Genomic DNA, 26,167 nt, shown 5'->3' with positions numbered 1-26,167 from the left:
GGGCGGCGGGCGCGCCGCAAGACGGCCCGTTGCCGTGTTCCTCGATCTCAATGCTGATCCCGGGCCAGCGGCCGCCAGTGAGCGGGCCGGGTTGAATCACCTGATGGTTTGCAGAAGAGCTTTCGGGCACGCGTGAGGTGCCAGGCCGATAGCAAGGAGGCCATCGAAATGTCGCAAGATCGCGAATCTCAGGACCCTGTCACCAAGTATCCGGAACCGGATTTTCCGCAACAGGATCAAGATCATCCAGGGTGGACCGGACCTATGGATCCGCAGCCTGATCACGGCGAGGAAAGCTATCGCGGCAACGCCCTCCTCCATGACCGCAAGGCGGTGCTGACCGGTGGCGACTCCGGCATCGGCAGAGCGATCGCCGTCGCTTACGCACGCGAGGGCGCGGACGTCGCGTTCACCTATCTTCCGGAGGAGGAGAACGAAGCGAGGAAGACAGCTGCCCTGGTGGAGGAAGCGGGGCGCAAGGCGGCCGCCCTGCCATGCGACATCCGCGAGGAGGACCAGTGCCAGGCACTGGTGGAGCGCGCGCTTGCAGAATTCGGCCGGATCGACATCCTGGTGAACAACGCCGCCTATCAGATGTCGCAGCCTGACGGCATCAGCGCCATTACCACGGAGCAGTTCGACCGGGTGATGCGCACGAACCTGTATGGCATGTTCTGGCTGTCGAAGATGGCGCTGCCCCACATACCAAAGGGAGGATGTGTCATCAACTCGACTTCCGTTCAGGCCTATAAACCCAGCCCTCACCTACTCGACTACGCGATGACGAAAGGCGCCATCGTCACCTTCACCCAAGGACTGGCGCAGATGGTGGCGTCCGACGGCATCCGGGTCAACGCCGTCGCCCCCGGCCCGGTCTGGACGCCGCTGATCCCCGCGACAATGCCGGACACGGTCGAATTCGGAAAACAGTCCCCGATGGGACGTCCCGCACAGCCGGCAGAAATGGCTCCCGCCTACGTCTTCCTCGCGTCCCCTCAGGCAAGCTACATCACCGCAGAAGTCGTCAACGCCACAGGAGGAACACCTCTACCCTGATCTATCCGGAAAGCCGGGTAGGCAGCGAACGCGCGTGGCCCGCGATCGCAGGAAGAGAGCAACGATCTGGTTGCGCCGACTTTCGTGATGCCAAGCCAGCGGGAAGGCAGCCCTGCCCCGCGGGGTTCTATGTGGCACGGCCCAAGACTGGATGCCGCCCAGCATTACTACGGCGCGTTACTCGGCGGTCACCGTGGCCCCCTGGCCAGCGCGTTTGAGGCGGATGCCCGTTAGTGAGCCTCCACGCGGCCGACGTTGCCGCGCTGTAGGCGTTGGCCGCGTAGGACAACCACGACATCGCCGACAGGACGTTGAGGATCCCTCCGCCTTCGTTGGCGGCCAGGATGCACGCGAAGCCGGACCGCAAACGACTGGTGCGCGGCCATCGTCGGCGACACGGGCAAGGCCGAGCGCATCCCGTACGCACGATGCGCGCCGTCTGACGGGATCCGGCGCCGCAAGTCGCGACATGAGCGTGACCGTCGCCGGGCCGTGGGCAGTTCACCCACCGGTCGCCTGGCTCGTGGTTTCTCCCCGAGCCGACGGGCCCGCTCTTCGTCCCGGGCCTGGCCGCGGCGCCGGTCGGCACGCAAGCGCGGCCTGCGACGGCGGGCGGCGGAGTTTTTGCACGGAGCCCGGTCGGAGAAGGCGGCCAGCACCCCCTATTCCAGCGCGATCACATGACTGGCCTCACGCGCACCGTCTGACCAGCGCCGCGAGGCGCCCGGCGTGACGGCCAATGACCGCCCGGCAAGCAGTGGCGATGCTGAGTCACCGAGCCGGTGCCAGACCCTGGCCTGGGCGCCAGGCAGACCAGGCGGCACCGAGTACAGATTCCCGTCGAAGGACACCAGGCTCTGAGCACTCACGTCCGCTCGACCTCACTCCGGCGCGTCGGCCAGGCTGCTTGAAGCGTGAGGTCAGGCGTCGACAGCGTGCAGTGCTTCACCCAGGGACATGGTCGACGGTACGGCCACACCTGCGCCCCGCCGCCAGCAACATCCGCCACTCACGCCTGTGAAGGGTTGCGGCCTGCCTACAACTCGATGTCCTCGCTGCTGCGGATGTCGGCGTTCATGTTGCGTTGCATCATCCGCAGAGCGGCGTCGGCCAGATCGGCGTGGATGTGCGCGACGGCGTCGTCCGGCACGGTCACCTGCAGATGCCGGATGTGAGCATCGAGGGCGGAGTAGAGCACGCACTGCTCAGTGACCTGTCCGCACAGAATGATGTGCTCCACGTCCAGCTGGGTCAGCAGGTAGGACAGCGGGGTCCCGTAGAAGATCGAGTGGCGCGCTTTGACGACGAAGAGGGAGTCGTCGCCAGGTCTCAGCGGCTCGACCAGGTCGGCGTGCCGGCCGGCGAGAGCCGTCTCCACGATCTCGCCGTGATGGGAGCGCCACTCACCGAAGTTGTCGTTGACGTAGATGACCGGGACATTGCGCTCCCGGGCACGCTCGATCAGCCGGACGATCGCCGGGACAGCCTTCATTGCAGAGGGGAGGAGGAGCTCCGCATCGGGATGATCATAGGTGTTGATCATGTCGATCACGATGACAGCGCAATGCCTCATGGAAGCCATGGTTCCACTCCATGCGGCAGCCGGCACACCCAGCCGACTACCGATCCGTCGCCCAGATCGGAGCAGGCGCGTTCGCGGCCGACGCAGGGTGCGTTGTCGTGGCTGGGCGGCTTTCATCGGGGGCAATGCGGGAGTAGCGCGCGGGGCGCGCACCGGCTGCGGCTCTCGACAGCGCTACCGCGACCGCGCGACGGAAGGCTCTCCCCTCGGTCTCCGCTGGGCACTCGAACCAGCTGGTGAGTAGGGCCAAGGCAAGGCGGCTTCGGTCCGGGACGGGGTCAGCCCAAGCGTCCGGGTGGCGGCCGGTGCCGGGCGAGGGACTTCTCCACCTCGCTGCGGATGCCAGGCGGGAGCTGACCGGTCATCGCCCCGGTGACGATGAGTTCGGCGATGCGGCGCAGTTTGATGTTGGTGTGCTGCGACACTTCCCGCAGCACGGTGAAGCCCTGATCGGCGGCCGTGCGCGCGGCAGTCATGAGGACGCCGATCGCCTGGTCCACCACTGCGTGTGAACGCACCGCCTGGTGAAGCTGGTGCACTTCCTCTTTCAGAGCCGTCACCTCGTCGGCTGGAGGTTGGCTCGAGGCGACTTTTCTGCCTTCGGGTGCAGGGCCGGTGTCCATGGCCGACGGTCAGGTCCCGATCGCATCCAGCGCCTCGCCCAGTGATGACGCGCACGGCACGCCGCTGTCACCGCCAGCCGCCTTGAGAACCTGCCGGACAGGCGGGGAGGGGGCGGCCAGATAGAGCGCCGTCTGACGGTGCAGTGGAAGAAGCAGGGCGAGGAGGCCGGCGTCAGCCGAGGTCACCGCCCCGGCGTCAACCACGATCGCTTTAGCGCCTGTGGCAAGGAGCTCGTCGAACTTCTTCTGCACTGGTGCCAGCGCCTTGGTGTCGAGGTCGCCGCCGACCGTCACCACCCAGGTGCGCCCGCGGCGGCAACAGCCGAGAACTTGGGGTCCCACAACGGGATGCGGGGCTGCGGTATCGATGTCGGGCATCCCCTACACGTAGCAGAGCCCTTCGGGTCGGGCCAGATGTCCTGGCGAACAGCCCACACCCCCGCCGCGGAGGGCGGGGACGGGCGCTGCTCGTACGAGTACCGGAATGTCAGTCTGCGAGGACGGAGTCGTCTTCGGGGCGCGCACAGGGCAGCCGGTGGCGGGCGGCGACCAGCGCGGCATCCACGTCGCGGGTGCCGGTGGACACGCACAGCGTGTAGGCGAGGTCATCCATGCGCCGCTGGCCCTCCGGGCCGCCGTCCTCGGCATGCAAGGCCCTCAAGGCCTCGTACTGCTCGATCAGGTTCCCAGCACCGCAGGGTGAGCCATCAGCACCACGCATCTCCTTTACGCCAGGCACAAGTTGGTACTCCCGATGGTGCGGCGCCTACCCGGACCCCGCATCTTCATGCAGGCACAACAATTGCCGCCCGGGACAGTCACCTCAAGAGGCACGGTGGCTGTGCTGAAGAAGCGAACGGACATCGGCAAGCGCCGCGCTGGTTGCCGGAGCACCTCCGGTTGCTCAAACGGAGAGTCGGCGAACCGTCCAACGGCGTCTGCGACTGCTGCATCACCTTCAAGGACCTCAAGACCTCCGCTGACCGCCGAGCGGCTGAAGGCTCTCGCGTTCAAGGACAACCGGAGCCGCAGGCGCACAGTGTTCCTTTGCAGGATCATGTTCCGGAGAGTAAACGACCCACATTCCCGCAGTCTCGAACGCCTCCTGGCAAAAGGCCCTCGACTGCCCAGCGCGGGCGCCGTCGTGCTTCAGAACTGGAGGAAGAACATCGCGGGAGGCGATTCCACTCTGGCCTCGTACGACGCCACGAAGGCCGAGGACGCCTTTCAACAGCTCCAGTCCCCGCTCAGACCTGCAATCTTTCACCCGGACGAGCTGAGTCGGGAAGCACAACGCCAGGATCACCGTCACGAAGGCCCTGATTTCGGGCTGCACCGACCACCTCTCCGACGCGGCACCCTTCGACATGCCCGGCCGGCTGGACCCGCAAGAAGGAGGCAGTCAGTACCGCACGCGCTTGCTCGAGCAAGTCCGAGAGCGCGGGCAAGGCCAGAAACCATGCCAAGGATGCCCCTCAGGTCGAGTTGGGCGGTACGGCCGGTATTTCGGCGTACCGCACAGGTGCCATCCCGGATCCCGGCGCGTTTTGCCGCCCGATTGTCCGGCTGGTGTCGCGGGCGGAACGGTATTCGGCTGAAGTAGTTGCTGCAGTCGTCGGTGTGTTTTTGTCGGCCTCGGGCAGGCGCTGAGTGAGGTCAGATCACTCGATCTGCTGAGAGGTACGACGGTTGAGGAGAGGTGTCATGCCAGCAGGTTCCAGCCCCAAGCGGGAGCGTCAGTACGAGCACATCAAGGAGAGCGCCGAGAAGCGCGGCGCCTCCACCGGGCGCGCGAAGGAGATTGCTTCGCGGACGGTCAACAAGGAGCGGGCCAGGTCGGGGGAGTCGAAGACGGCCAGCAAGACCTCCACTCAGGACAAGAAGTCCGCATCCCAACGCGGCGGCGAGCGTTCCCACAGCGGCGCACAAGGACCGACAAAGGACCAGCTGTATGAGGAGGCGAAGAAGCGCAACATCGACGGACGCTCCTCGATGAACAAGCAGCAGCTGCGCAAAGCCCTGGGCCGCTGACCTTGTGTGGGGGGGATCCTCGCACCGCCCACCGAACCAGCTGCCGACCACTGCGCCCCTGCTGCAGCACGCCCTCGCAGTCATGTTCCCGTAGCCCAGCCGTGGGCGAGGCGGCGCCGGGGGGCTCGCTTCCTGATCAGGCGGCGCGGGGAGGGCGGCGCCGCGAAACCACCAGGATGGCCATGTCGTCCTCGTGTTCGCCCTCGGTCCAGAGGCCGACGTCTTTGGTGAGGGCATCCACCAGTGCATCGGGGTCCCTGAACCGCCTGCGCATGCGCCCTGAGGAGACCGGATCATAGAAAGTCCCCCGCTTGTCCCGCGCCTCGGTGACACCGTCAGTTACCAGTAGCAGCGAGGCCCCCGGGGGCAGTCGCACCACATCGACGGGCACGGAACCAGGAGGAGTGATATCGCCCAGCCCCATCCCGAGGGGCAGCTGTGGGGCGGTCGGGTCGAGCCGTACGAACTGTCCGTCGTGAACCAGGTACGGGGGCGGATGCCCGCGGTTCACCAGGCTCAGCACCTCGCCGTCGGCGGAGACCTCAGCGAGCACAGCAGTGGTGAAGCCCTCCGTGGAGATCACCGGGCCGCTCCGGGCCGCTGCCCTGGCCAGCGCCTCGTCCATCCGCTGTCCCAACGTGACCAAGGTGGGTGCGTACTCGGCCTCCTGACGGAACGCTCCGATCGCGACCGACACGGCGGCGACAGCCGCAATGCCCTTGCCCCGCACATCTCCGATGATCATCCGCACCCCGAACGGCGTCTCCTGCACCGCGAAGAGATCACCGCCGATCCGCGCCTCGGCCTGCGCCGCCGTATACCCCGCAGCCACGGCCAGCGGCCCGACCTCCCTCGGCGGGTCCGGGAGCACCGCCCGCTGAACTGCCTCCGCGACATCCCTGGCCATCGCCAGATCGCGCCCTTGCCGCACAATGAGCCGGTTGACCGCGAGAGCCAGCACGCCGATCAAGCCGACCACGGCCAGATCGACAAACAATGGCGTCGCCGGACGTCCGCGTTCGATATCCACCGCCACCGAGACCACGCACGTGACACACACGACGGCGAGAGCGGAGCGGAAGGAGAGCGTGGCGCCCGCGACGAGCGGTGCGGCGGCCAGCAGCGGGAGTCCCGTGTACGGCTGGGGCGCGAAAAGGTCCAGCAGTACGCCAGCCACGAGGGACAGCGCCGCGAGCATCCACGGCACCTTCGCCAGTGTGGGTTGCAGGACTTTCACAGTGCATCTCCTGCTGCCGGACCCCGCTCACGGTCCGGAAGGAACGGAGCACCGCACGGTTTGCCTTACCGCCCCATGTTTGTACTTCCAATGGCTTCACATATACGCCTTGTGGGCCAGATGTGCTCGTTTGCAGGCGCACTCCCCCCCGTGACCAAGGGCGGTTCACCTGTACTTTTCCCGTCATCTGCCGGTCATCGGACTTCACCGGGCCGGGCTTCGCGGCCAGGGGCGGGGCAGGGCGGCGTGATCTTGAGATGACCGTGGCGAGGCCACTTCGGCACATCCGTTCGACACCAGGTGGCGCCACCATGGACGCCATCAGTAGTGGCACCAGAAGATGCCGTGGAACGTGCAGTCGGACACGATCGACCGTGGTCGGATGGAGCCGGCGGGCCCAGGATCTGCTCGGCTACCCGGAGAGAGCAGTGATCGGCCGGCCGGCGCTCGAAGTGCTGATCGATCCCCGCGACCTGCCTGCAGCCAAGGACGCCGCAGCTGCATGCAGGAGAGCCCCGGCGGCTGGTTCGGTGTACTGACGGTTCGGCATCTCAGCGGGCGGCTCGCGGAGATGGGTCAGGCCGCCGGTGGTGGCGGCATTTAAGGGGCGGGCGATGCCGAAGCCGATCACCTTCGGTCCGCCGATGGTTACCATGCCACGGTTTCCGGTCGCGGTGGATGAGCCTGGCGGCGTGGATGTCGCTGTTTAAACCTGTGTTTAAACCCGGTTCCCCGGCGCAGACGATAACTGAACTCAGCCGTACATCCCCGAGACGGGAGAGGATCATCATGGGCATCATCGCCTGGATACTCATCGGCTTGCTCGCCGGAATGATCGCCAAGCTTCTGATGCCTGGCAAGGACCCCGGCGGCATCATCATCACCATGCTCATCGGCATCGCCGGCGGCCTTCTCGGAGGCTGGCTCGGCAAGGTCATCTTCGGCGTCGACTCGATCGACGGCTTCTTCGACCTCTCCACGTGGGTCGCGGCGATCGTCGGTTCCCTGATCCTGCTCGCCCTCTACCGGCTCATCACCGGAAACAGGCGCACCCACCGGCACGCCTGACGGGCGGCGAAAGCCACAGAGACGAGAAGCTGAACCCATACGAGGCAGGGGCGCCTCGGCGCGGTCGGGTCGTGTCCCCGCAGGTTCGACCGCGCCGGGGCGCCTACTCGCTGTATTGACCCGGTGCGTTGTTTGCTCGGCTGATCGGTGGGTTGCCACGGCCCGGACGGGGTGGCCGGGACGCCGGCGAGGCCGAAGGCCAAGGCGGCGGTGGCACCGCCCGCTCTCGGGGGCGGCAGTCACGAGGGTCTTCCAGGTCTTCATCCGGGCGAAGGCGTGCTCACGCGGGCGCGACCGTCGCGGCTGTGCTGCTTCTGGCGCCCTTCGTCGCGATGCTGTGGGTCTCCTCATACTCCAAGATCACACCGGAGCTGGGAGGCGTGCCGTTCTTTTACTGGTACCAGTTGCTGTGGGTGCCGATCCCGTCCGCGTTTACTTTCATTGCCTACCGGCTGCTACGCCGCGAGGAGCAGCAGCGTAGGGCGCTGAAAGAGGGGCAGCGGCGGTGAACCAGGGTGTCAACACCGTCGCGCTCGTGGTATTCATCTTCTTCTTTCTACTGGTCAGCGCAATGGGGTTCCTGGCTATGCGCTGGCGCAAGGCTGCCGACGCGCGCCACTTGGACGAATGGGGCCTGGGCGGGCGCAGCTTCGGCACGTGGGTGACATGGTTCCTCCTCGGTGGCGACCTATACACCGCTTATACCTTCATCGCTGTGCCGGCGCTGATTTACGGCGTAGGTGCGGCGGGGTTCTTCGCCGTGCCGTACACGATCATCGTCTACCCGCTGATCTTTATGTTTCTCCCGCGGCTATGGTCGGTCTCCCACAGGAATGGCTACGTCACCCCGGCCGACTTTGTACGCGGCCGCTACGGTTCGCGCGCGCTGTCCCTGGTAGTCGCGCTTACCGGCATCCTGGCGACCATGCCGTACATCGCGCTGCAGCTGGTCGGCATCCAGTCGGTGCTGGACGTGCTGGGAATCGGCGGCACCTCCGAGAGCAATTGGTTCGTTCGGGACCTGCCGCTGTTCATCGCCTTCGCGGTGCTCGCCGCGTTCACCTACTCCTCTGGCCTGCGGGCCCCTGCGCTGATCGCGTTCGTGAAGGACGCCCTGATCTACATCGTCATCATCGTCGCGGTGATCTACATTCCGATGCGACTGGGCGGCTACGCGCACATCTTCGACGCGGCGCAGGCAAAGTTCTCCGCGGAGAGATGGTCGCTGCGGCCCGCCCGGTGAAAGCTCTGGGGATTCACGTCAGCGTCACAGTGAGCATTGCTGAGACGACTATGCAGACCGCCGCAGAAGGCATCGCCCGTCCGCACCGGCTTCACCAGCCTGTCCGCCGCAGTCGCCAAAGGGCACTACCTCAGACACAAGGACTGCGGGGAGCTGTGGGGCGCGGGCGCCGAACTGACACATCTGCGCATACAATACGCAGTCGTCAGCGCCTTGCAGCGGGGAGTCCAGCAAGTACGCCTCTGGCAGCGAGGCGCCAAGCGCCGGGATTGAGTCGGACCACTTGGACCTGCAAGCGTCCGTTCCGCTGGCGCCCTGCAGGCCTGGCCCACAGAATGATCGCTCGTTCTGCCACTCGACTTGCGTCACCGTCAGTCGGGCGGGTCACAGCGATGAAGAGGGCGCCGGAAAGGCAGACGCTTCACCGTGCTCATTCGTCATCGTGTCCCGCCCTTCCAGGAGAGCGGGGATGAGCCGCCCCGGCCTTGGTATGCCTGCACGATGGCCGCGTGCCGACAGCTGCGGGGCCGTCTCAGGAGCCCTCGTCGGTTCCGTCGCGGCCAGCATCTTCTCCCTGCCGGCGTTGGAAGTTTTCGCTCCGCCAGGCCGGGGTGTACTCGATCTGGATCAGGCTGAGCCCGATGAGCGGTGAGCTTCGATGCTGCCTTGCGACTGAGAACCACCCGAGTCCGTGCATGGAGGGGAGAGGCTGACCACAAGTGGTTGCGAAGCCGCCTGAGTTGTCCTTGCGGGGCCGCAGGTAGTGTTACCGCGTGGAGATGCTGCACCTGCGCTATTTCGTGGCCGTCGCCGAAGAGCTCAACTTTTCGCAGGCGGCGCGCAAGCTGCACATGGCACCCTCTCCGCTGAGCCAGCGGATCAAAGATCTTGAGCGCGAGCTCGACCAAGTGCTGTTCGAGCGCACCACGCACCGGGTTGAACTGACGCCCGCCGGCGCTGCGTTGCTGCCGATGGCGCGCGACGTTCTCGAACGGGTCAACTCGATACCGTGGCGGCTGCGCGAGGCCGTCCGGCGCCAGCGCCGCACGGTGTTCATGGGTATGCCGCCCGGGGTGCACCCCATCCTGCGCAGCCGCGTCCGTCTGCTCGAGGATGCCTGCCGCGAGATGTCCGAGGTCAAGCGCTGGCCCGGCACCACAGCGAGCCTGGTGACCGCCGTCCGTGAGGGCAGGCTGGCGCTCGCTCTGGCGCGACTGCCGGTCGCCGAACCTGCGCTCGAGATCATCGAGGTCATGAGGGAACGTCTTGGCGCCGCAGTCCCGGCCGACCGGTTCCTCGGCCGGAATTCAGTCACACTCGACGATTTGGTCGATCTGTCTTATGTGGCCACACCTTATGACGCCACGCCGGCATACTTCGAGGAGATCGACACCCGACTGCATTCCGCTGGAGTCAAGAAGAGAATCCGAATCAACATGGCCGACTATTCTGGCACTTCCGAATTGATCTCCAGTGGCATCGCGTTCTCGATGACCATGCTTTCCCCGGAAAGCCCTATGCACCTCTACCGGTTGGACAACGTGGTCGTCATGCCAATCGCAGACTTCCAACCTGACCTGGTCACCGGGCTGTTGTTCCGTAAGGACCGGGCAGCCGAGGGCGCAGACCTCGAAGGTCTCATCACCAGCGCCCGGCAGATTTTCGGCGACGCGATTTCTGTCTGAGCTAGCCGTCAATACCCTTCTACCATAACGACGATGGCATGACCGCTGCGGTCATGCCGTTGTTCTTTACATGATCATTCCCTGCTCTCCGTTTCGACGCTAACGTCGTTGACGAACCGTCAAAATGAAGTGCCGCGAGAGCAGGAGTAATGATGGACAGCACGGCCGAGAAGACCACCGGCCCCCTGGACGGAGTCCGGGTGATCGACCTGTCGACTGTGGTGATGGGGCCCTACGCCGCGCAGATCCTGGGCGATCTCGGCGCGGACGTGATCAAGATCGAGTCACCGTCGGACACCATACGGCTGGGTGAGTACCGCAACACCCGCGGGATGACGCCTCTGAACCTCAACGTCAACCGCAACAAGCGAAGCGTGTCAGTGAATCTGAAGGACGAGGCCGGTCGCGAGCAGGCGCTCAAGCTCATCGACACCGCGGACGTGCTGATCACCAACATGCGCCACGGCGCGCTGGACCGCCTCGGTCTCGCATATTCCGAGATCGCCGCGCGCAACCCGCGCCTGGTCTACGCGCACGCGCAGGGTTTCCGCAGCGACTCCGAGCGGGCCGGCAACGCCGCCTACGACGAGACGGTGCAGGCTGCCTCCGGCCTGGTGGACGTGGCGAACCGGGCAATCGGCAGGCCGGTCTACCTGCCCACGATTCTCGGCGACAAGGTTTCGGCGCTGACCATCGTCTACTCGGTGCTCGCCGCGCTGCTTCACCGGAGCAAGGCGGGTACCGGCCAGCACGTCGAGATCCCAATGACCGACACAGTCCTCGCGTTCAACCTCGTGGAGCACCTCGCGGGCCATGTCTTCGAGCCTCCGGTGGGCTCCACCGGTTTCCCGCTATCGATGGCCAAGGGCCATCGGGCGGTGCCCACCAGGGACGGCCTTGCCTGTGTGATCCCCTACGGTCCGCAGAACTTCCGCGACTTCTTCGCCTCCGCAGGCCGTACCGACCTCGCCAAGGACCCGCGGGTGAACGGCGAGGCGATCGCCGATGCCGATATCGACGCTCTCATGGGTCTCGTCGAGGAGTGCTCGCCCGTCTTCACCAGCGAGGAGTGGGAGCGTATCTGCGCCAAGTACAGCATCCCGATGGCACCGGTGCTGGAACTGGACCGTGCGGGCGACGACCCGTACGTGAGGGAAGGCCATCTGCTCGATGTCGTCGAGCACCCGAGCGAGGGCGCCATCCACACGGTCGGCATCCCGGTGCGCTTCTCCGCCACCCCCGGCTCGATCCGCCGCCTCGCCCCGCTTCCCGGCCAGCACACCGACGAGGTCTTCCGCGAGCTCGCCACCCGGCACTGACCCCCACCGACTTGAAAGGAAGGAGCCGCACATGAACCCCACCGCTCAGGTGCGCACCGAGACCATCGGCGCGTGCCTGCTCATCACCATCGACCGGCCCGCCGCGCGCAACGCGGTCAACGCGGACGTCGCCACCGGACTCGCCGCCGCGCTCGATGAGTTGGAGGCCGAGCCCGTTCTGCGGATCGGTGTGCTGACCGGCGCCCAGGGCGTGTTCAGCGCCGGAATGGACCTCAAGGCCGCACTGGCCGGGGAATCACCGGAGGTCCCGGGACGCGGGTTCGGCGGCCTGACCCAGGCCGAGACCACCAAGCCGTTGATCGCCGCAGTCGAGGGCTGGGCGATGGGCGGCGGCTTCGAACTGGCCCTCGGCTGCGACCTCATCGTCGCGGCCGCAGACGCGAAGTTCGGCCTGCCGGAGGTCAAGCGGGGTCTGATCGCGGCCGGTGGCGGTGTGATCCGGCTGCCCAAACGGATCCCGCACTACCTCGCCATGGAACTGCTGCTGAGCGGCGAGCCGATTTCCGGGGAAAGGGCCGCACGGCTCGGCATCGCCAACCGGGTCGTGCCCGCCGGCGACGCCGTCGCAGCCGCGCTGCAGTGGGCGCAGCGGCTCGCGGAGAACGCCCCGCTGGCGCTCGCCGCCGTCAAGAAGGTCGTCCGTGCCGCCGACGGCGCACCCGAGTCCGATGCGTTCGCCGCACAGGCCCGTGAGCTGGCCGGCCTCATGGCCTCCGCCGATGTGCGAGAGGGCATGACCGCGTTCGCGGAGCACCGCACCCCGGTCTGGCAGGGCAAATAGCTTCAGGAAGGACGAGATCATGAAGCAGCAGGACGTATGCCGGCGCATCGCCACCCCGCTGGTGAATCCGGCGTACCCGCCGGTCGTTCCACGGTTCACCGACCGCGAGTACCTCAACATCGTCTACCGCACCGACGCCGAAGCGCTGCGCGCCGTGGTACCCGAGCCACTGGAGATCGACGATCCGCTGGTGCGGTTCGAGATCATGCGGATGGGCGATGTCACCGGCTACGGGCCCTACACCGAGTCCGGTCAGGCCATCGAGGTCCACCATGAAGGCGAGCGGGGCGAGTACCTCCACGCCATGTACCTGGACAACTTCCCGGCCACCGCCTCCGGTCGGGAGGCCGGCGCGTTCCCGAAGACGGTCGGATCGCCCGCCCTGTACGTGGACCACGGCGCCCTCGTCGGCGTCCTCGACTACGGCACACAGCGCGTGGCGACCGCGACGATGGGCTACAAGCACCACGACCTGGACCCGGACGAGGCGACGGCGCAGATCACCGTGCCGACGTACATGCTGAAGATGGTTCCCGGCTTCGACGGCGCGCCGCAGGTGGCGCAGCTGGTACGCACCGAGATCACCGACGTCGTGGTGAAGGGTGCCTGGACCGGCCCGGCGCGACTCCAGCTTTTCGCCCACGTGCTCGCCCCGATGGCCGACCTGCCGGTGCGCGAGATCGTCTCCGCGAGTCACATCCTCACCGACCTCACGCTCGCTCCGGTCAAGCCGGTGCACGACTACCTCGCGCGCTGAACCGATGAGCAGTAATCCGACGACGCAGAAAGAAGACCTTTGATGACTGAGTCGTTCACCACCGCGGCGGTGGTCGGCGCCGGAACCATCGGCCTGTCATGGACCGCCCTGTTCGCCGCCCACGGCCTCACCGTACGGGTCAGCGACCCGCGTCCCGACCTCGCAGAGGCAGTCGACACAGCACTGGCCCAGTCGGCCCCCCAGCTGGCCCAGCAGGGGCTGGACGTGCGGGACATGGCCGGCCGGGTCCACCTGGCACCCGACGTCGCCGACGCCGTACGGGACGCCGACATCGTGCAGGAGAACGGTCCGGAGAACGTCGGCTTCAAACGCGAGCTGTTCACCACCCTGGTGCACGAGGCCCCGGCCCACGCCTTGCTGCTGAGTTCGTCCTCGGCCATCTGCGCCACGGCGTTCACCGATGAACTCGAGGACGCCGCGCGCATCCTGATCGGTCACCCGTTCAACCCGCCGCACCTGGTGCCGCTGGTGGAAGTGGTGCCCGGCGAGCGCACCGGTGCGGACTCGGTGGCCCGGGCGGTGGATTTCTACCGCTTCGTCGGCCGGGTTCCGGTGGTGGAACGCAAGGAGATTCCAGGCTTCGTCGGCAACCGCCTGCAGAACGCGCTGAGTCGCGAGGCCATCTACCTGGTCGAGCAAGGTGTCATCGCGCCGGACGAGCTGGACACCGTGGTGGTGAACTCGCTCGGGCTGCGGTGGGCGACGGTGGGCCCGTTCCTCGGGGCCCACCTGGGGGGAGGCCCCGGCGGCTACCGGCACATGGCCGAGCACATCGGCATGTCGATGCAGACGATGTGGGACGTGCTGGGCCACCCCGAGCAGCGTCCCGAGCAGAGGGAACGGCTGATCCGAGCCGTGGAGAACTCCTACGGCTCCCGCTCGTACGCCGAACTCGCCCAGGAGCGCGACCGCAAGCAGCTCGCCGTGCTGTCCGCCCGGGACAACGCATCCAGGAACGTTGAGGAGAACACGTCATGACCACCCCGCTTACCGAGGCCGCCGAGAAGGAACGCTCCGGCGACGCCCTCAGCGCCGACTTCTACAGCTACGAGGACCTGCTGCCGCCGGAGGAGCGCAAGCTGCTCCTCAAGGCGAGGGACTTCATGCGCACCGAGGTCAAGCCGCTGGTCAACGAATACTGGGCCAAGGGAGAGTTCCCTCATCAACTGGTGGACAAGTTCCGCGGACTGGGGCTCGCGGGCGTGCCCTACGAGGGGTACGGGAGCCCGCTGCCCGCCGGGAGCAACCTCCTGATCGGCATGCTCTCGATGGAGTACACCCGCACCGACGCCTCGTCCGCGACCTTCTTCGGCGTGCACAACGGTCTCGGGATGTACAGCATCTACCGGGGCGGCGATCAGCAGCAGCAGGACCGCTGGCTGCCCGCGATGGCCGCACTGGACAAGATCGGAGCCTTCGCGATGACCGAACCGCTCGGCGGCTCCGACGTGGCCGGCGGAATGCGCACCACCGCCAAGTGGGACGGCGAGAACTGGGTGCTGAACGGCGCCAAGAAGTGGATCGGCAACGCGACCTTCGCCGACCTGATCGTGGTCTGGGCGCGCGACGAGGACGACGGCAAGGTCAAAGGATTCGTCGTGGAAAAGGGCACCCCCGGGTTCTCCCCCGTCAAGATCGAGAACAAGATCGCGTTCCGGATCGTGGAGAACGCGGAGATCACCCTGACCGACGTCAAAGTGCCGGAGGCCAACCGCCTCCAGCGGATCAACTCCTTCCGGGACGTGGCGGAGATCCTCCGCGCCACCCGCAGCGGGGTGGCGTGGCAGGCTCTCGGTGTGATGATCGGCGCCTACGAGCTGGCGCTGGAGTACGCCAAGGAGCGGCGGCAGTTCGGCCGGCCGATCGCACGGTTCCAGATGGTGCAGGATCTCCTGGTCAAGAGCCTGGGCAACGTCACCGCCTGCTGGGGCATGCTCGTGCAGCTGGCCCGTCTGCAGGACGCCGGTATCTTCCGCGACGAGCACTCCGCGCTCGCCAAGGCGTTCGTGACCTCACGGATGCGGGAGGTCGTGTCGTGGAGCAGGGAGATCTTCGGCGGTAACGGCATCGTGCTGGACTACGACGTCGCGCGGTTCTTCGCCGACGCCGAGGCGATCTACTCCTTCGAGGGGACCCGCGAAATGAACACCCTCATCGTCGGCAAGGCGATCACCGGCGAAAGCGCCTTCGTCTGAGCCGCATGCGACCGCGGCGCCGGTGGTGAGGCAGCGCAGACCGGAGGGCCCAACGCGCCTGGAAACCCCAAGGGGGATGCCGGGATCGTGGCGCTTCACTGGGCAGCCGGGCGCAGGACGGTGGCACCGTGCCAGTGGCAGATGGCCAGGGCGAGCTGGAGCTCGAACGCGTTGTCCTCCACAAGAACGCCGTACTTCTCGACGGCCTGCTGGACGCGGTAGTGAACCGTGTTGCGATGCACCGTCAGCTGCTCGGCCGTGGCGGCGTAGCTGCGATTGGTCGCAAGAAAGACCCGCAGAGTCTCGCGCAGGGAATTTCGCCACGGATCGTCCACCGACAGGCCGCCGAGGGTGTCGGCGACGAAGTCCGCCAGCTCGTCAGGCTCGTCGGCCAGCAGGGCCAGTGGAGCCACCTGGGCGAAGGAGACCGCACAGGGCGCGGCGTCGCCCGCTGCCAGCGCGACCGCCTTGGCCCGCGAGGCGCTGCGGGCACTCCGGCGAAAGCCCTCCAGGCCGGGGCGGGCGTTGCCGATGGCAACGCGCACCGGCAGCTTCGCCCGCCTCAGTGCCATCGCCACCGCGTCGGGGTCGACAGCCGGGCAGGCGGCCTTCACCGGGAACCAGATGCGCACGTCCATCTCGTCAGTCGGCACAAGCAGAGGTTCGTCCCGCGCGTGGAACTCCCGCTGCAGGAGGGAACTCAGGCGCTCGAGGATGCCCATGGCATCGACCGGCCCGGCCCCGCGGTTGACCCACCCCTCCACGGCGAGGTGGGTCCCGGCCATCCGGTAGCCGAGGGCGGCCTCGGCCTGTTCGACGTTGGGGGACGCAGCGTGCAACAGCTGACCGACCCAGTGCTGGCGCAGCGCACCTCTGCTGCTCACCCAGCGTTCGCGTTCGTCCTCGTAGGCCCGGGCGACCTGTTCGGACACCCGGTCGACGTACGCCGCGGCTATGCCGACCAGCGAGATGACCGTGCTCGCGGTGTTCGCGCCCGGCAGCCTCATGGCCTTGCCGAGAACAAGGTCGAGGGAGCGCGCCTGGCCCAGCCGGTAGGCGCGCAGCAGCGCCGACATCGGGACGTCGCGCTGTGCGAGCCGGCGGGCGTAGGAGACGGCAGAGGGCGGTGCGTCCACCGTCCGCGGGTCGATACCGTTGCTCATGACGTGCAGGGCGGTGACAACGTTCTCCGTGACGCTTGCTTCGAGCAGGCTGTGCAGCCGCTCGTCGTGGTCGAGGACCGCGATCTCCCGCTCGATGATGGCGATGAGCGTGGCAATGAGTTCCTCGCGCTGGGGCAGTACGGCGAGCGCCACCCGCGCGACCGGGTCCGAGGGCGTGCTCACGTCGGCGCTCCTTTCCTGCCCGCTCACCGGGCGAGAAACCGCAAAGCGGACTTTGCGGCGTTGAAGCCTCCCATGCCGTGGGTTCCGGGGCCGGGCGGGGCGGCCGCCGAGCACAGGAAGACGCCGGGGATGCCGGTGCTGTACGGGTCGAGGGCCAAGCGGGGCCGCAGCGCCACCTGCAGGGCCGTGTTGGCGCCGGTCACGATGTCGCCCCCGACGTAGTTCGGATTGTAGAGCGGCAGTTCGGCGGTCGAGCGGACGAAGCAGCCGACGATACGCTCGCGGAATCCCGGGGCGAACTGCTCAATGCGGTCCAGAATGGCTTCCGTTGCGTCGCCTGTGTAGCCGTGCGGCACATGCGCGTACGCATAGATGGGGTGGACGTCTCCCGCCGAGCGGCCGGGGTCGGCGAGGTACTGCTGGGAGAGCAGCACGAACGGGCGCTGCGGCATGCGGCCCAAGCCGACCTCCCGCTCGGCGTGGACGACTTCCTCCAGGGTGCCGCCCAGGTGCACGGTACCGGCCCGGCGGCACGCCTCGTTGCTCCACGGCACCCCGCCCTCGACGGCAAGGTCGACCTTGAACGCCCCCGGGCCGTGGCGCCACTTCCGGTAGGCGCGCCCCACACGGGAGGGCATGCGGTCCCCGCAGATGTCGGCGGCGGCACCCGGAGCGACGTCGAGCACAACCGCCTTCGCCGGGGGCAGTTCGTCGAGGGAACGCACCCGCACCCCAGTCTCGATCGTGCCGCCGCGCTCCTTGAGCAGTGCGGCCAGCGCCTGGGCAAGGTTGCGGGAGCCCCCACGCACCACCGGCCAGCCGTACCGGTGCCCGGCGGCGGTGAGCATCAGACCCACAGCAGCGCTGGTGGGTCGGGTCAGCGGGTGAAAGGCGTGCGCCGCCACCCCGGCAAACAGGGCACGCGCCTCCTCGCTCCGCCAGCGGCGGGCGATGGCGGTAGCGGGCAACAGCGCCCGAAGGCCGAACCGTAGGAGGTGAGCCGGGTGCGCGGGCACATGCACGATCGGCCTGAAGAGGTCCTCGGCCAGCGCGTCGAACCCCGACGCCAGCGGGCCGAACAGGCTGCGCCAGGCCGGGCCGTCCGCGCCGAGCGAGCCGACGGTCTCCTCGATCGAGCGGACCATCACCCCCGCCCGTCCCGAGGCCAGGGGATGCGCGAGATCCACCTCGGGCCAAAGCCACTGAAGGCCGTACCGCTCCAGGCCAAGAGACTGCAGATACGGGGAGGCGACAGCCATCGGGTGCACGGCGGAGCAGTGGTCGTGCAGCACGCCGGGCACGGTCAGCTCGCTGCTCCTGGCCCCGCCGCCGATCTCCTCGGCGGCCTCCACAACGGTGACCGCCACCCCCTGCTGGGCGAGGGCCACGGCGGCGGCCAGCCCGTTCGGGCCGGCCCCCACCACGATCGCGTCACTCATGCACGGTCTCCGCCTGTGCGTCCACGGGCCGCGCGCTGCCGTCGACGGTGCGCACGGGTATCGAGGCATCGTCGTCGGCAAGCCACGGCTGCCGGGTGACCATGTCCTTGACGTCCACGTACCCCTCCTCGATCCGGCCGGTTGCGGCATCCACGATGCGGTAATGCTGGCGCCGCCTGTGTAGGGGCTGTGATTCAAGAATGATGACGCGCAGCTCGCCCTCCTCGAAACCGCAACGCTCCTGTACCGCGTCCAGGAGTTGTTCGTTGTGCAGGTGGCCATCGCCGAAGTTCCAGCCCAGGATCCCGCCGGCCACATACTCGCCGTCGCGCAGGTCGTAGGCCTCCGTGTCGTCCAGGGCACGGGGAAGCAGGCCGTTGAGCGCCCGGCCGTGTGTGTGCATCGAACGCCATGCCATGCCCTTGTGCAGCATCAGCTCGGCGAGGTCCTCTCCGTAGATTGTGACGAGCTGATCCTTGGCCATACCGGCGGCCTTGGTGATGTGCGCGTTCAGCTTCTCCTCTGTCCCCCTGCGAAAGCACCAGGTGCTGGTGGCCCAGTTCCCGGCGTAGTAGCGCATCGCGGGCAGGAACGACACCAGGTGCGGCTTGGCGTTCCCCAACGCCGGCACGGCGACCAGGCACACCAGCAACAGGACGGCCAGGAACGGAGAGTCCAGGGAGGACACCCCGATCTCCGCGTAGTGCCCGAAGAGGAACAGCGCCGAGAAGATGAAGAAGACGTTCCACTCCAGCGGCACGCCCATGGGGAAGGTCGACATGATGTGGAGGTGGAAGACGACCATGAGCATCAGCGCGGCGGTCGTGGTGATGCCGCCGTCGGAGAGCAGGAGTGCCAGGGGCACCACGTACTCGATGACGGTGCCCATGTGGGCGGCGAAGCCCGACACTTTGGACGGGCGCAGGTCGTCCGGGTAACCCCGGTAGAGCTTGCGCTTGAGCCACTTGACGCGCTGCAGCGGACTGTTGCTGATCATGATGGCCACGACGAACGGGAAGTGGCGGTTGAGCTTGGACGTCGCCGCGCCCCACCACAGCGCCACCATAACGAGCTTGAGCCCGATGATCATGTCGGTGAACGGAAAGCAGAAGACCAGCAGCGTCAGCCCGTACTGCTCGCCACGGGCGGCGAGAAACACGGTCTTGTCGCGCAGCCCGAGCAGCGCGAGGGAGAGAGCCAGCGGAATCAGCCGGACCGGCTCGATCAGGCCGAGGGCGTTCTCGCGGGGCACCGGCCCGGCGTTTGCCGGGGAAATCAGCAGCCACACCGCCGAGGTGATGACAGCCGCGTACAGCGCCACATCGAGCGCGGTGCGGCGCGTGCCCCGGGTCAAGGGCACACGACCCGGCCACGGAGGCAGCCGGACGGTGCCGGGCCGCAGCCAGTGCAGAAAGGCACCGACCGGCGGCACGAAGCGCAGCGTCAGGGGTCCCGATCCGCACCCGAAGCCGAGCACCTCGAACAGCAGCGTCCAGATCACGATCTTCTGGTAGACGATCGGTTCGGTCCACCAGGACGCGACGTCGCCCATTGACCCGAGCCCTGGCGTCGCCGCGGTGACGGCGACGCCGCCGAGCACATAGCCCACGATCTTGAGGAGGTAGAGGACGTAGACCGCCCCCGGTGTGCCGAAGCCGTTCTCGGCCCAGTGCTGGGCGAGTGGACGAATGCGCTGCAGATACGGCTGCGACCGCCACTTCTTCAGGTCGAAGTCGGCCAGATTCGGCGTGATGAATCCCATGACGAACCTTCATTTCTCGCCCGGGGGCGGAACGGAGGAGGAAGCGGCTCAGACGGCCGGGAACGCGTGGGAGACGAGCTCCACCCGCAGTGCGGGCTTGTCCGTCTTTCCGACGGGGTTCTTGGGGAGTGTCTCCACCGCGATGACCCGCTCCGGGAGCTTGAAGCGGGAGAGTGAACCGCGGCAGTGCTCAAGGAGGCCCTCGGTCGTGACGCTCGCGCCGGGACGCAACACGACGAAGGCCACGGGCACTTCACCGAACACCTCGTGCGCCTGCCCCACGACAGCCGCCTCGAATACCCCCGGGTGGCTGTAGAGGAGCGACTCGATCTCCTTGGGGTAGATGTTCTCCCCACCGCGGATGATCAGGTCTTTGATTCGGTCCACCAGCACCAGGTAGCCGTCCTCGTCGAACAGGCCGACGTCACCGGTGTGGAGCCAGCCGTCGACGACCGTACGAGCGGTCTCCCCGGGCCGGTTGAGGTATCCACGCATCACATTCGGGCCGCGGACAACGACTTCACCGGTAGCGCCCTGCGGGAGTAGGCGGCCTGAGGGATCCATGACGGCAACCTCCTGGCCCGGCATGGCAAGGCCCACAGTGCCGGGCTTGCGCAGGCCGTCGAGGGGGTTCGACGTCGACGCGCACGTGCCTTCCGAGAGGCCATAGCCTTCCACGATCGGGATCCGGTAGCGGCCCTCGAAGCGTTCGATGAGCTCGGCCGGCATCGGCGCGGCCCCGCACGCCGCGAACCGGACGGAGGAGGTGTCAGGCCGCTCCGATTCCGGGAGTTCCATCAGCATCGCGTAGATCGCGGGGACGGCCGAGAAACGGGTCGGGCGTACCGCCTCGATGGTACGGAAGAACGTCTCGGCCTTGAAGCGTCCGGCGACAGTGACTCTGCCCCCCGCGAGCAGCGACGACAGCACACTGACCACGATGCCGTTGACGTGGAAGAGAGGGAGGATCAGCAAACTGTGGTCGTCCTGGGCCACCTGCGACACCTCGATCATCATCGTGGACATCGCCTCGAGATTGGCGTGGGAGAGCATGACGCCCTTGGGCCTTCCCGTCGTGCCGCTCGTGTAGATGAGCAGCGCGAGTGCGTCGGTGGCAGGTGGCGGCTCACCCCGCCCGCCACAGGCCTCCCCCGCGGCGTTCGCGGTGCCTGCGGACCCAGCGGTTGTGCGGAGCTCCGCGACATCGATCCTGGGCACGGACAGGTCCGGGCCGTCTTCGTCCTGACCGACGACGACTCTCGCCGCCGAGTCGGCCAACTGGTATTCGGCTTCGTTGGCGGTCAGTGCCGGATTCACCGGGGTCACTGCCGCGCCCAGCCGCCAGGCCGCGAAGAGCGCGACCACGAATTCGACGCGATTGGGCAGCATCACCGCCACCACGTCGCCGCTCCCGATCCCGCGCTGCCTCAAACACGCGGCGGCCGCCCGCACCTCGGCCAGGAATTCCGCATTGTCCAGGTCCAATACATCGTCAGCCAGGCTGGGCGCATTCGGGCTGCGCGCTGCGCGCACATCGGGCAGTTCCGCAAAGTGCATCTCAGGTCCTCACAGTCGTCCGCCGCCTGTGAAAAGAGACAGTACGAACGCGCAGCGTCGCAGGCCCATGGGCGCGGAAGACGACTACTCCGACGCCGATTGTGCGCGGGGCACAGGGCACGCGGCACGCTCGAACCCGGCCGGACTGGCGATGGCCTTTTCGACTACGTCCGGCACGACACCGTCGACCTTTTCGCGGCCACCTCGCCCCGCCCACCTCGGCGAGGTCACACGCGCGGTCAAGCACCGGCTCAACCAGATCCAGTACCGGCTCCCTCGCCCTGGTCTGTGCTGAGAACCCCGGAGCCTTCTTCGGTACGGAGGACGCCCAGGCTGAGGGCGAGCTGGATGCAGCTGATCTCGCGAAGGTCAATCGAGCGTTGGTCGACCTCGGGTATGCGGTAGTTCCCGAAGAACTGCTGGAGCGCGACTACGACGGACCGAGCCGGCTTCACTGGCACGTCCAGCGGCCCAGTTGGTGGCATCGCTTCTTCGGCACGTTCTGACCATCAGGACCCGAGGGCCAAACTGGTACCGGCGAGGCAGCCGTCGATCACGTGCGGCCCCACCTGACCTCTCGCCCCCGACACACCCATTCAAGTTCAGTAGCGCGCCACGGTAGCGGAGGTAGACGACTCTCGAGCTGAAGGTGCGGGTCTCGACGAGTTCGAGATCCACCCGGCGCTCGCGCTGGGGAAAGAACGGAATGCCACCGCCAACCAGCACCGGGCAGACCCTGGCCCGGTACTCGTCGATCAGACCCAACGCGGCCGCCTCGGCGGCGAGAGTCGCGCCGCCGATCGCGATGTCGCCCTCCCCCGGCTCGGCTCGCAACCGCTCGATCTCCTCCGCCAGGCCGCCGGAGGCCAGGCGGGCATTGCCCTGCACCGCCGACAGCGTGGTGGAGAACACCACCTTTGGGAGCGGCTTCCAGATCGCGGCCCACTCGAGCATTGAGTCGTCGAGCGATGGATCCTGGTCGGCGGTCTCCCAGTACAGCATCGTCTCGTACAGCCGTCGTCCCAACAGGTGAACGCCGACCTCTCGTATCTCGTCGGTGACGAAGCGGAAGAGTTCCTCGTCGGGCGCCGTCCAGTCGAAGTCGCCGTCCGGCCCGACGATGTAGCCGTCAAGTGAGACGCCCATCGAATAGGTCACGCTGCGCATCAGAAGTCCTCCTCGGTAACGGGTTCGACAGTACGACCGCCGGACGCCGCAGGACTCATCGCGGCTCGCGGGATCCCCTGGGCCGAGTCACCTCACGAGATCATTCGTTGAGAAGACCTCACTGGCTTTCGCAGTTCGCCGGACAACGAGATGGCCGTGGTGGGCGCCGAAGACTCACCCAAGGGTGCTCGAGCCCGCACGGCGGGGCCCCTCGGCAGAGATTGGTCCTGGGTGACAAACCAGCTTGGGATGCTCCCGCTCGGCGTGCGAACGAAGCGCGGGAGCACCGGACCCGTCGTCACGGGCACCCTATCCGCGGGGGTTGGGGACCTGCTGCCAGCCGTCGACCGACCTCGTGATGAACAGAGCCCGATAGACCTCGCGGGTCCACACCGTGGCACCTTCCCCGTACTCGGGGAGTTCCTTGAACGCTTCGTTTTCTTTGTCGTAGCTGTACTTCCGGCCCTGCGCGTCCGGGATCATCCACTCTCCGTCGTGCAGCCCCGCGAGTCTCATAGCCACAACGATCATCAACCACACGTCCCGCCACGGGAGTTGTGCGCTGCTGTTTGGCTGAGTGCCGTTGCAGTCTTTCGGTCGGGTCGGTGGTGCGGGCGCTGGACGGCACGTGTGCCCGGGCAGGTCAGGCTGCCCGGGCACACGATTCACGGAGGGTGGGTCATCCGGTGTCGACGGTCGGACGGCCCTCACCGGCTGGGTCAGTGGTGGTGGCCGCGGCCCCAGGACTCAATGTCGACGGTGCGGCCGCGGTCGTCGCGCAGAGTCGCGGTGTCGGAGCGGTCCCAGACGTAGGTGCGACGGCCCTGATAGAGGTCGGTGCGGGTGTCGCGGCCGGCGCCACTGTGAATGCGGACGGTGGCGCGGCCGGGGAGGCGGACGTCGTAGAAGCGGTAGCGGTTGCCGTCCGCGTCGCGCAGAGTCCAGCCGTCGAGGTCCACGGTGCGGCGGGTGTTGTTGGTGATCTCGACCCATTCGGCGTTCAGCGACCGGTTGGTGCCGATGCCGCGTCTGGGACTGTCGGCCTGCACGCCGCTGATCACGACCTGGGAACGCTGGTGGTGCCGGCCCCTGTCGTTGTCGTCGGCCGAGGCCGGCAGGGCGACGGCGGAGACAACGGCGCCGGCCGCGAGGGCGGTCGCCACGATACGGCGGGCGGTGCGAGAAGCAGACATAGGTGACGTCTCCTCAAGAACGGTGCTCCACAAGCCGATGAGAGCTGGTGGTGCGGTGCGGGTTCCCGGCCCGTGCTGGGCCGAGGACCCAAACTCTGGGGCGCCCGGCGCGGCCGGCGGCAGGCCAACCGGCGCACGTTACCATTTACGGACATTTCTGTAACAAGCGCCCGCATCGGATCCGCATATGCGGCGAGCGTGCCCCTGACATTCACTGTCCGCTACATCGATCCGTTCAATGATCAAAAGCAAGCCCTTGCGTGCTCCGGCGCGCCACCGGTTGCGCTACCCGGCACATCACCCGCTCGGCGGACAGAAACTCGGTAACGATGCTTCTGCACGTTTCTTCGCACACCCGAGACGGTGTCGCACTTACATACGAAAAGAAAAGCCTTCGCGCTGACGAGGACCGGGTACACGCTGTTGTAGCCGGGGTCCCGCCGGACTCCCGATGAGGGCAACCGAGGCGACGGACACCATTGACTGATCAAGACCATCCGCGACGGCTTGAGGCTGCAATGCGACCGCTCCCGGCGAATCAGCGTGGAAGCGCACCGGCCGGACCCCCGCAAGACCGTGGCCAAGCAGCGGCAAGGCCCCTCCAAGAGCGCAAGTCAGGAAGTGTTCTTCCCGCGCGAGCGGGAGTGGACCGGAGCAGAGGGCGCCTACGGTTGCGCAGCCAGACCATCGGCACGCCCGGGCCGGTCGTTCCCCACGGTCCCGTCACCCGTACCCCGCACGCTCGTTGAACCCCCTCAACTCCGGTACGTCTGCCGGGGGACGGCGGTACTCGGCTTCGAAAGCCCCCGCCGCCACCCGCATCGCCACATCTCTGGCCTCGCCCATGGTCAGCGGCCGGCACAACTCCTCCCCACCGCCTCGGGCACCCGGCCGATCCCCCTCTCCAACGGAGACAGTTCCCCCCAGCCGCGGTGCACCATCTCCCAGGGCGTTCAACGTTGCCGCCTGCGCGCAGATCCCGCTATCGAGGGCTCGCCGAAACCAGTCAGAAGGTCCTTGCCGAACCGGCCTGGGCCTCGAGGCTCAGCAAAGAGGGCCGGAGCGGACTGACTGCCTTGTTCTGGTCGAACAGCAACCCGTACGGCACGTTCCGACTCGACGTGGACAAGCGGATGGACCTTCTCCCTATAGTCGTGCCCGGTCCCCACGCCGGGTCGCAGACGACGCGGCACGGATCCAACGACCGGCACCGTGACTGGGATGTTCAGGTATCCCTCAGGCGTGAGAACTTCCTCTGGAGCAGATCAGTGAAGATGCCGATGGGGTCGTCCCAGCCGCTGTTGACCCAGTCGCCGTTGACATTGACGGTGGTCATGTGTTTGCCGTCGCGGGTGCCGTAGGTGTAGGACCACGAACCGAGGAGAGCGCCCCCCATACCCCAAATCGTTTCCCCGCCGGGCAGCGTCACTGAGGAGACGCCGAGACCGTAGGTGGCGTTGGAAATCCAGCGGTGGGTCGGCAGTGTGGTGAACATGTCGCGTTGCTGGTCCGGCGGCAGTATGCGGCCGCCCAGCAGGGCGCCGAAGAACTGGTTGAGATCGTTGAGGCTGGAGATCATGCCGCCGGCCGCCCAGAACATAGTGGAGTCGAACTCGGTCGCGTCGTGGACCGGGGCCTCGGGTTCGGTTCGGAACAGCTTCGTGTAGTGCCGGGAGTGCGGCCCGTGGATCGTCGGGTCGCTGCCGTGCGGCAGGTACGTCCCGGTCAGGCCGAGCGGGCGGGTGATCCGCTCGGTGATCTCGTCGGCAAGCGCCCGGCCGCCGACCCGTTCGATGATCATGCCTGCAACGACGTAGTTGGTGTTGGAGTACGCCCAGTCCGAACCTGGCACGAAGGCGGCCGGATGCGCCATGGCGATCTGCACCAGTAACTCGGGGCTGTGGGTCTCGTGACGGTTCAGTGCTTCCTGGTCATCGGTGCAGCTGAAGATCCCGCTGGTGTGGTTGAGCAGCATCCTGATCGTCAACTGGGCCTTGACCCCTGATCTTGGACACACGAGACACTGGATCTTGAGGATCTGAGAACGGACATCTCGTGGTCATGAAGAACTACCCGCCGGAGTT

General features: G+C 67.1%; 21 protein-coding genes and 3 pseudogenes. 11 read left to right on the top strand and 13 right to left on the bottom strand.

Annotation, left to right across the window (positions count from 1 at the left end):
- The first annotated feature begins 168 nt into the window (after positions 1-168).
- Entirely contained in the window at positions 169-1,056 is an 888-nt protein-coding gene (locus tag AB0D12_RS32920; RefSeq protein WP_362691117.1) for an SDR family oxidoreductase, read from the top strand.
- A gap of 1,036 nt (positions 1,057-2,092) precedes the next feature.
- Here AB0D12_RS32920 and AB0D12_RS32915 read toward each other — a convergent pair.
- From AB0D12_RS32915 to AB0D12_RS32900, 4 genes and pseudogenes are all read right to left on the bottom strand, one after another.
- Positions 2,093-2,629 carry an isochorismatase family cysteine hydrolase gene (locus tag AB0D12_RS32915; RefSeq protein ID WP_362691261.1) on the bottom strand — a complete coding sequence of 179 codons (537 nt, stop codon included), beginning with the start codon at positions 2,627-2,629 and terminating at the stop codon, positions 2,093-2,095.
- 287 nt (positions 2,630-2,916) lie between these two features.
- Positions 2,917-3,261 (bottom strand): ANTAR domain-containing protein, encoded by a 345-nt coding sequence (locus tag AB0D12_RS32910; RefSeq protein ID WP_362691114.1) that lies wholly within the window; start codon positions 3,259-3,261, stop codon positions 2,917-2,919.
- Between the two features lie 9 nt (positions 3,262-3,270).
- Positions 3,271-3,639 carry an STAS domain-containing protein gene (locus tag AB0D12_RS32905; RefSeq protein ID WP_362691112.1) on the bottom strand — a complete coding sequence of 123 codons (369 nt, stop codon included), beginning with the start codon at positions 3,637-3,639 and terminating at the stop codon, positions 3,271-3,273.
- Positions 3,640-3,748: 109 nt separating this feature from the next.
- Positions 3,749-3,975: pseudogene (locus AB0D12_RS32900) on the bottom strand (DUF5133 domain-containing protein).
- 990 nt (positions 3,976-4,965) lie between these two features.
- On the opposite strand from AB0D12_RS32900, the gene AB0D12_RS32895 reads away from it, so the two are divergent.
- Complete coding sequence (locus tag AB0D12_RS32895) at positions 4,966-5,292, top strand: plasmid stabilization protein (RefSeq protein ID WP_362691109.1); 327 nt, start codon at positions 4,966-4,968, stop codon at positions 5,290-5,292.
- A 136-nt stretch (positions 5,293-5,428) separates the two neighbouring features.
- On the opposite strand, the gene AB0D12_RS32890 is transcribed toward AB0D12_RS32895, so the two are convergent.
- On the bottom strand, positions 5,429-6,508 hold the full coding sequence (locus tag AB0D12_RS32890; protein WP_362691258.1) for a PP2C family protein-serine/threonine phosphatase: 1,080 nt from the start codon (positions 6,506-6,508) through the stop codon (positions 5,429-5,431).
- Positions 6,509-7,318: 810 nt separating this feature from the next.
- Here AB0D12_RS32890 and AB0D12_RS32885 point away from each other — a divergent pair.
- From AB0D12_RS32885 to AB0D12_RS32845, 9 genes and pseudogenes are all read left to right on the top strand, one after another.
- Complete coding sequence (locus AB0D12_RS32885) at positions 7,319-7,597, top strand: GlsB/YeaQ/YmgE family stress response membrane protein (RefSeq protein WP_327328046.1); 279 nt, start codon at positions 7,319-7,321, stop codon at positions 7,595-7,597.
- Between the two features lie 305 nt (positions 7,598-7,902).
- Complete coding sequence (locus AB0D12_RS32880) at positions 7,903-8,106, top strand: DUF3311 domain-containing protein (RefSeq protein WP_362691106.1); 204 nt, start codon at positions 7,903-7,905, stop codon at positions 8,104-8,106.
- Positions 8,103-8,804: pseudogene (locus AB0D12_RS32875) on the top strand (sodium:solute symporter); the annotation flags it as partial. The gene AB0D12_RS32880 and the pseudogene AB0D12_RS32875, both read left to right, overlap by 4 nt.
- Positions 8,805-9,619: 815 nt before the next feature.
- Positions 9,620-10,525 (top strand): LysR family transcriptional regulator, encoded by a 906-nt coding sequence (locus AB0D12_RS32870; RefSeq protein ID WP_362691255.1) that lies wholly within the window; start codon positions 9,620-9,622, stop codon positions 10,523-10,525.
- Between the two features lie 149 nt (positions 10,526-10,674).
- Entirely contained in the window at positions 10,675-11,844 is a 1,170-nt protein-coding gene (locus AB0D12_RS32865) for a CoA transferase (RefSeq protein ID WP_362691104.1), read from the top strand.
- 31 nt (positions 11,845-11,875) lie between these two features.
- Positions 11,876-12,646 carry a crotonase/enoyl-CoA hydratase family protein gene (locus AB0D12_RS32860; RefSeq protein WP_362691101.1) on the top strand — a complete coding sequence of 257 codons (771 nt, stop codon included), beginning with the start codon at positions 11,876-11,878 and terminating at the stop codon, positions 12,644-12,646.
- Between the two features lie 19 nt (positions 12,647-12,665).
- Positions 12,666-13,403, top strand: coding sequence for an acetoacetate decarboxylase (locus AB0D12_RS32855; protein WP_362691098.1), 738 nt, complete (start codon positions 12,666-12,668; stop codon positions 13,401-13,403).
- A 42-nt stretch (positions 13,404-13,445) separates the two neighbouring features.
- A complete protein-coding gene (locus AB0D12_RS32850; RefSeq protein WP_362691095.1) occupies positions 13,446-14,402 on the top strand; it encodes a 3-hydroxyacyl-CoA dehydrogenase NAD-binding domain-containing protein in 957 nt (318 codons plus the stop codon).
- Positions 14,399-15,619, top strand: a complete 1,221-nt coding sequence (locus tag AB0D12_RS32845) for an acyl-CoA dehydrogenase family protein (protein ID WP_362691092.1) — start codon at positions 14,399-14,401, stop codon at positions 15,617-15,619. The genes AB0D12_RS32850 and AB0D12_RS32845 overlap by 4 nt, the downstream gene beginning before the upstream one ends.
- Positions 15,620-15,714: 95 nt before the next feature.
- Here the strand turns inward: AB0D12_RS32845 and AB0D12_RS32840 are convergent, their stop codons facing one another.
- From AB0D12_RS32840 to AB0D12_RS32805, 8 genes and pseudogenes are all read right to left on the bottom strand, one after another.
- A complete protein-coding gene (locus AB0D12_RS32840) occupies positions 15,715-16,965 on the bottom strand; it encodes a helix-turn-helix domain-containing protein (RefSeq protein WP_362691089.1) in 1,251 nt (416 codons plus the stop codon).
- 23 nt (positions 16,966-16,988) lie between these two features.
- The gene (locus AB0D12_RS32835; protein ID WP_362691086.1) at positions 16,989-18,404 is read right to left on the bottom strand and encodes an NAD(P)/FAD-dependent oxidoreductase; all 1,416 of its coding nucleotides are present in this window, start codon (positions 18,402-18,404) and stop codon (positions 16,989-16,991) included.
- A complete protein-coding gene (locus AB0D12_RS32830; protein ID WP_362691083.1) occupies positions 18,397-20,166 on the bottom strand; it encodes a DUF3556 domain-containing protein in 1,770 nt (589 codons plus the stop codon). The genes AB0D12_RS32835 and AB0D12_RS32830 overlap by 8 nt, the downstream gene beginning before the upstream one ends.
- A gap of 48 nt (positions 20,167-20,214) precedes the next feature.
- Positions 20,215-21,723, bottom strand: coding sequence for an AMP-binding protein (locus AB0D12_RS32825; RefSeq protein ID WP_362691080.1), 1,509 nt, complete (start codon positions 21,721-21,723; stop codon positions 20,215-20,217).
- A 615-nt stretch (positions 21,724-22,338) separates the two neighbouring features.
- Positions 22,339-22,890 (bottom strand): annotated as a pseudogene (locus AB0D12_RS32820) (dihydrofolate reductase family protein); the annotation flags it as partial.
- A gap of 309 nt (positions 22,891-23,199) precedes the next feature.
- Positions 23,200-23,406 carry a hypothetical protein gene (locus tag AB0D12_RS32815; protein WP_362691077.1) on the bottom strand — a complete coding sequence of 69 codons (207 nt, stop codon included), beginning with the start codon at positions 23,404-23,406 and terminating at the stop codon, positions 23,200-23,202.
- Between the two features lie 203 nt (positions 23,407-23,609).
- Positions 23,610-24,083 carry a lamin tail domain-containing protein gene (locus AB0D12_RS32810; protein WP_362691074.1) on the bottom strand — a complete coding sequence of 158 codons (474 nt, stop codon included), beginning with the start codon at positions 24,081-24,083 and terminating at the stop codon, positions 23,610-23,612.
- A 1,225-nt stretch (positions 24,084-25,308) separates the two neighbouring features.
- Positions 25,309-26,070, bottom strand: a complete 762-nt coding sequence (locus AB0D12_RS32805) for a serine hydrolase domain-containing protein (RefSeq protein ID WP_362691071.1) — start codon at positions 26,068-26,070, stop codon at positions 25,309-25,311.
- Between the last annotated feature and the right edge of the window lie 97 nt (positions 26,071-26,167).

Origin of the sequence: Streptomyces sp. NPDC048479, assembly GCF_040651435.1 — a bacterium.
Lineage (GTDB): Bacteria > Actinomycetota > Actinomycetes > Streptomycetales > Streptomycetaceae > Streptomyces.
This window is presented reverse-complemented; position numbering and strand designations above follow the sequence as displayed.

Coding starts and splice junctions, on each gene's coding strand:
- AB0D12_RS32815 (WP_362691077.1), bottom strand. CDS start 23,406: ATGAGACTCGCGGGGCTGCACGACGGAGAGTGGATGATCCCGGACGCG.
- AB0D12_RS32855 (WP_362691098.1), top strand. CDS start 12,666: ATGAAGCAGCAGGACGTATGCCGGCGCATCGCCACCCCGCTGGTGAAT.
- AB0D12_RS32825 (WP_362691080.1), bottom strand. CDS start 21,723: ATGCACTTTGCGGAACTGCCCGATGTGCGCGCAGCGCGCAGCCCGAAT.
- AB0D12_RS32885 (WP_327328046.1), top strand. CDS start 7,319: ATGGGCATCATCGCCTGGATACTCATCGGCTTGCTCGCCGGAATGATC.
- AB0D12_RS32835 (WP_362691086.1), bottom strand. CDS start 18,404: ATGAGTGACGCGATCGTGGTGGGGGCCGGCCCGAACGGGCTGGCCGCC.
- AB0D12_RS32865 (WP_362691104.1), top strand. CDS start 10,675: ATGATGGACAGCACGGCCGAGAAGACCACCGGCCCCCTGGACGGAGTC.
- AB0D12_RS32915 (WP_362691261.1), bottom strand. CDS start 2,629: ATGAGGCATTGCGCTGTCATCGTGATCGACATGATCAACACCTATGAT.
- AB0D12_RS32905 (WP_362691112.1), bottom strand. CDS start 3,639: ATGCCCGACATCGATACCGCAGCCCCGCATCCCGTTGTGGGACCCCAA.
- AB0D12_RS32920 (WP_362691117.1), top strand. CDS start 169: ATGTCGCAAGATCGCGAATCTCAGGACCCTGTCACCAAGTATCCGGAA.
- AB0D12_RS32910 (WP_362691114.1), bottom strand. CDS start 3,261: ATGGACACCGGCCCTGCACCCGAAGGCAGAAAAGTCGCCTCGAGCCAA.
- AB0D12_RS32845 (WP_362691092.1), top strand. CDS start 14,399: ATGACCACCCCGCTTACCGAGGCCGCCGAGAAGGAACGCTCCGGCGAC.
- AB0D12_RS32895 (WP_362691109.1), top strand. CDS start 4,966: ATGCCAGCAGGTTCCAGCCCCAAGCGGGAGCGTCAGTACGAGCACATC.
- AB0D12_RS32860 (WP_362691101.1), top strand. CDS start 11,876: ATGAACCCCACCGCTCAGGTGCGCACCGAGACCATCGGCGCGTGCCTG.
- AB0D12_RS32830 (WP_362691083.1), bottom strand. CDS start 20,166: ATGGGATTCATCACGCCGAATCTGGCCGACTTCGACCTGAAGAAGTGG.
- AB0D12_RS32810 (WP_362691074.1), bottom strand. CDS start 24,083: ATGTCTGCTTCTCGCACCGCCCGCCGTATCGTGGCGACCGCCCTCGCG.
- AB0D12_RS32850 (WP_362691095.1), top strand. CDS start 13,446: ATGACTGAGTCGTTCACCACCGCGGCGGTGGTCGGCGCCGGAACCATC.
- AB0D12_RS32870 (WP_362691255.1), top strand. CDS start 9,620: ATGCTGCACCTGCGCTATTTCGTGGCCGTCGCCGAAGAGCTCAACTTT.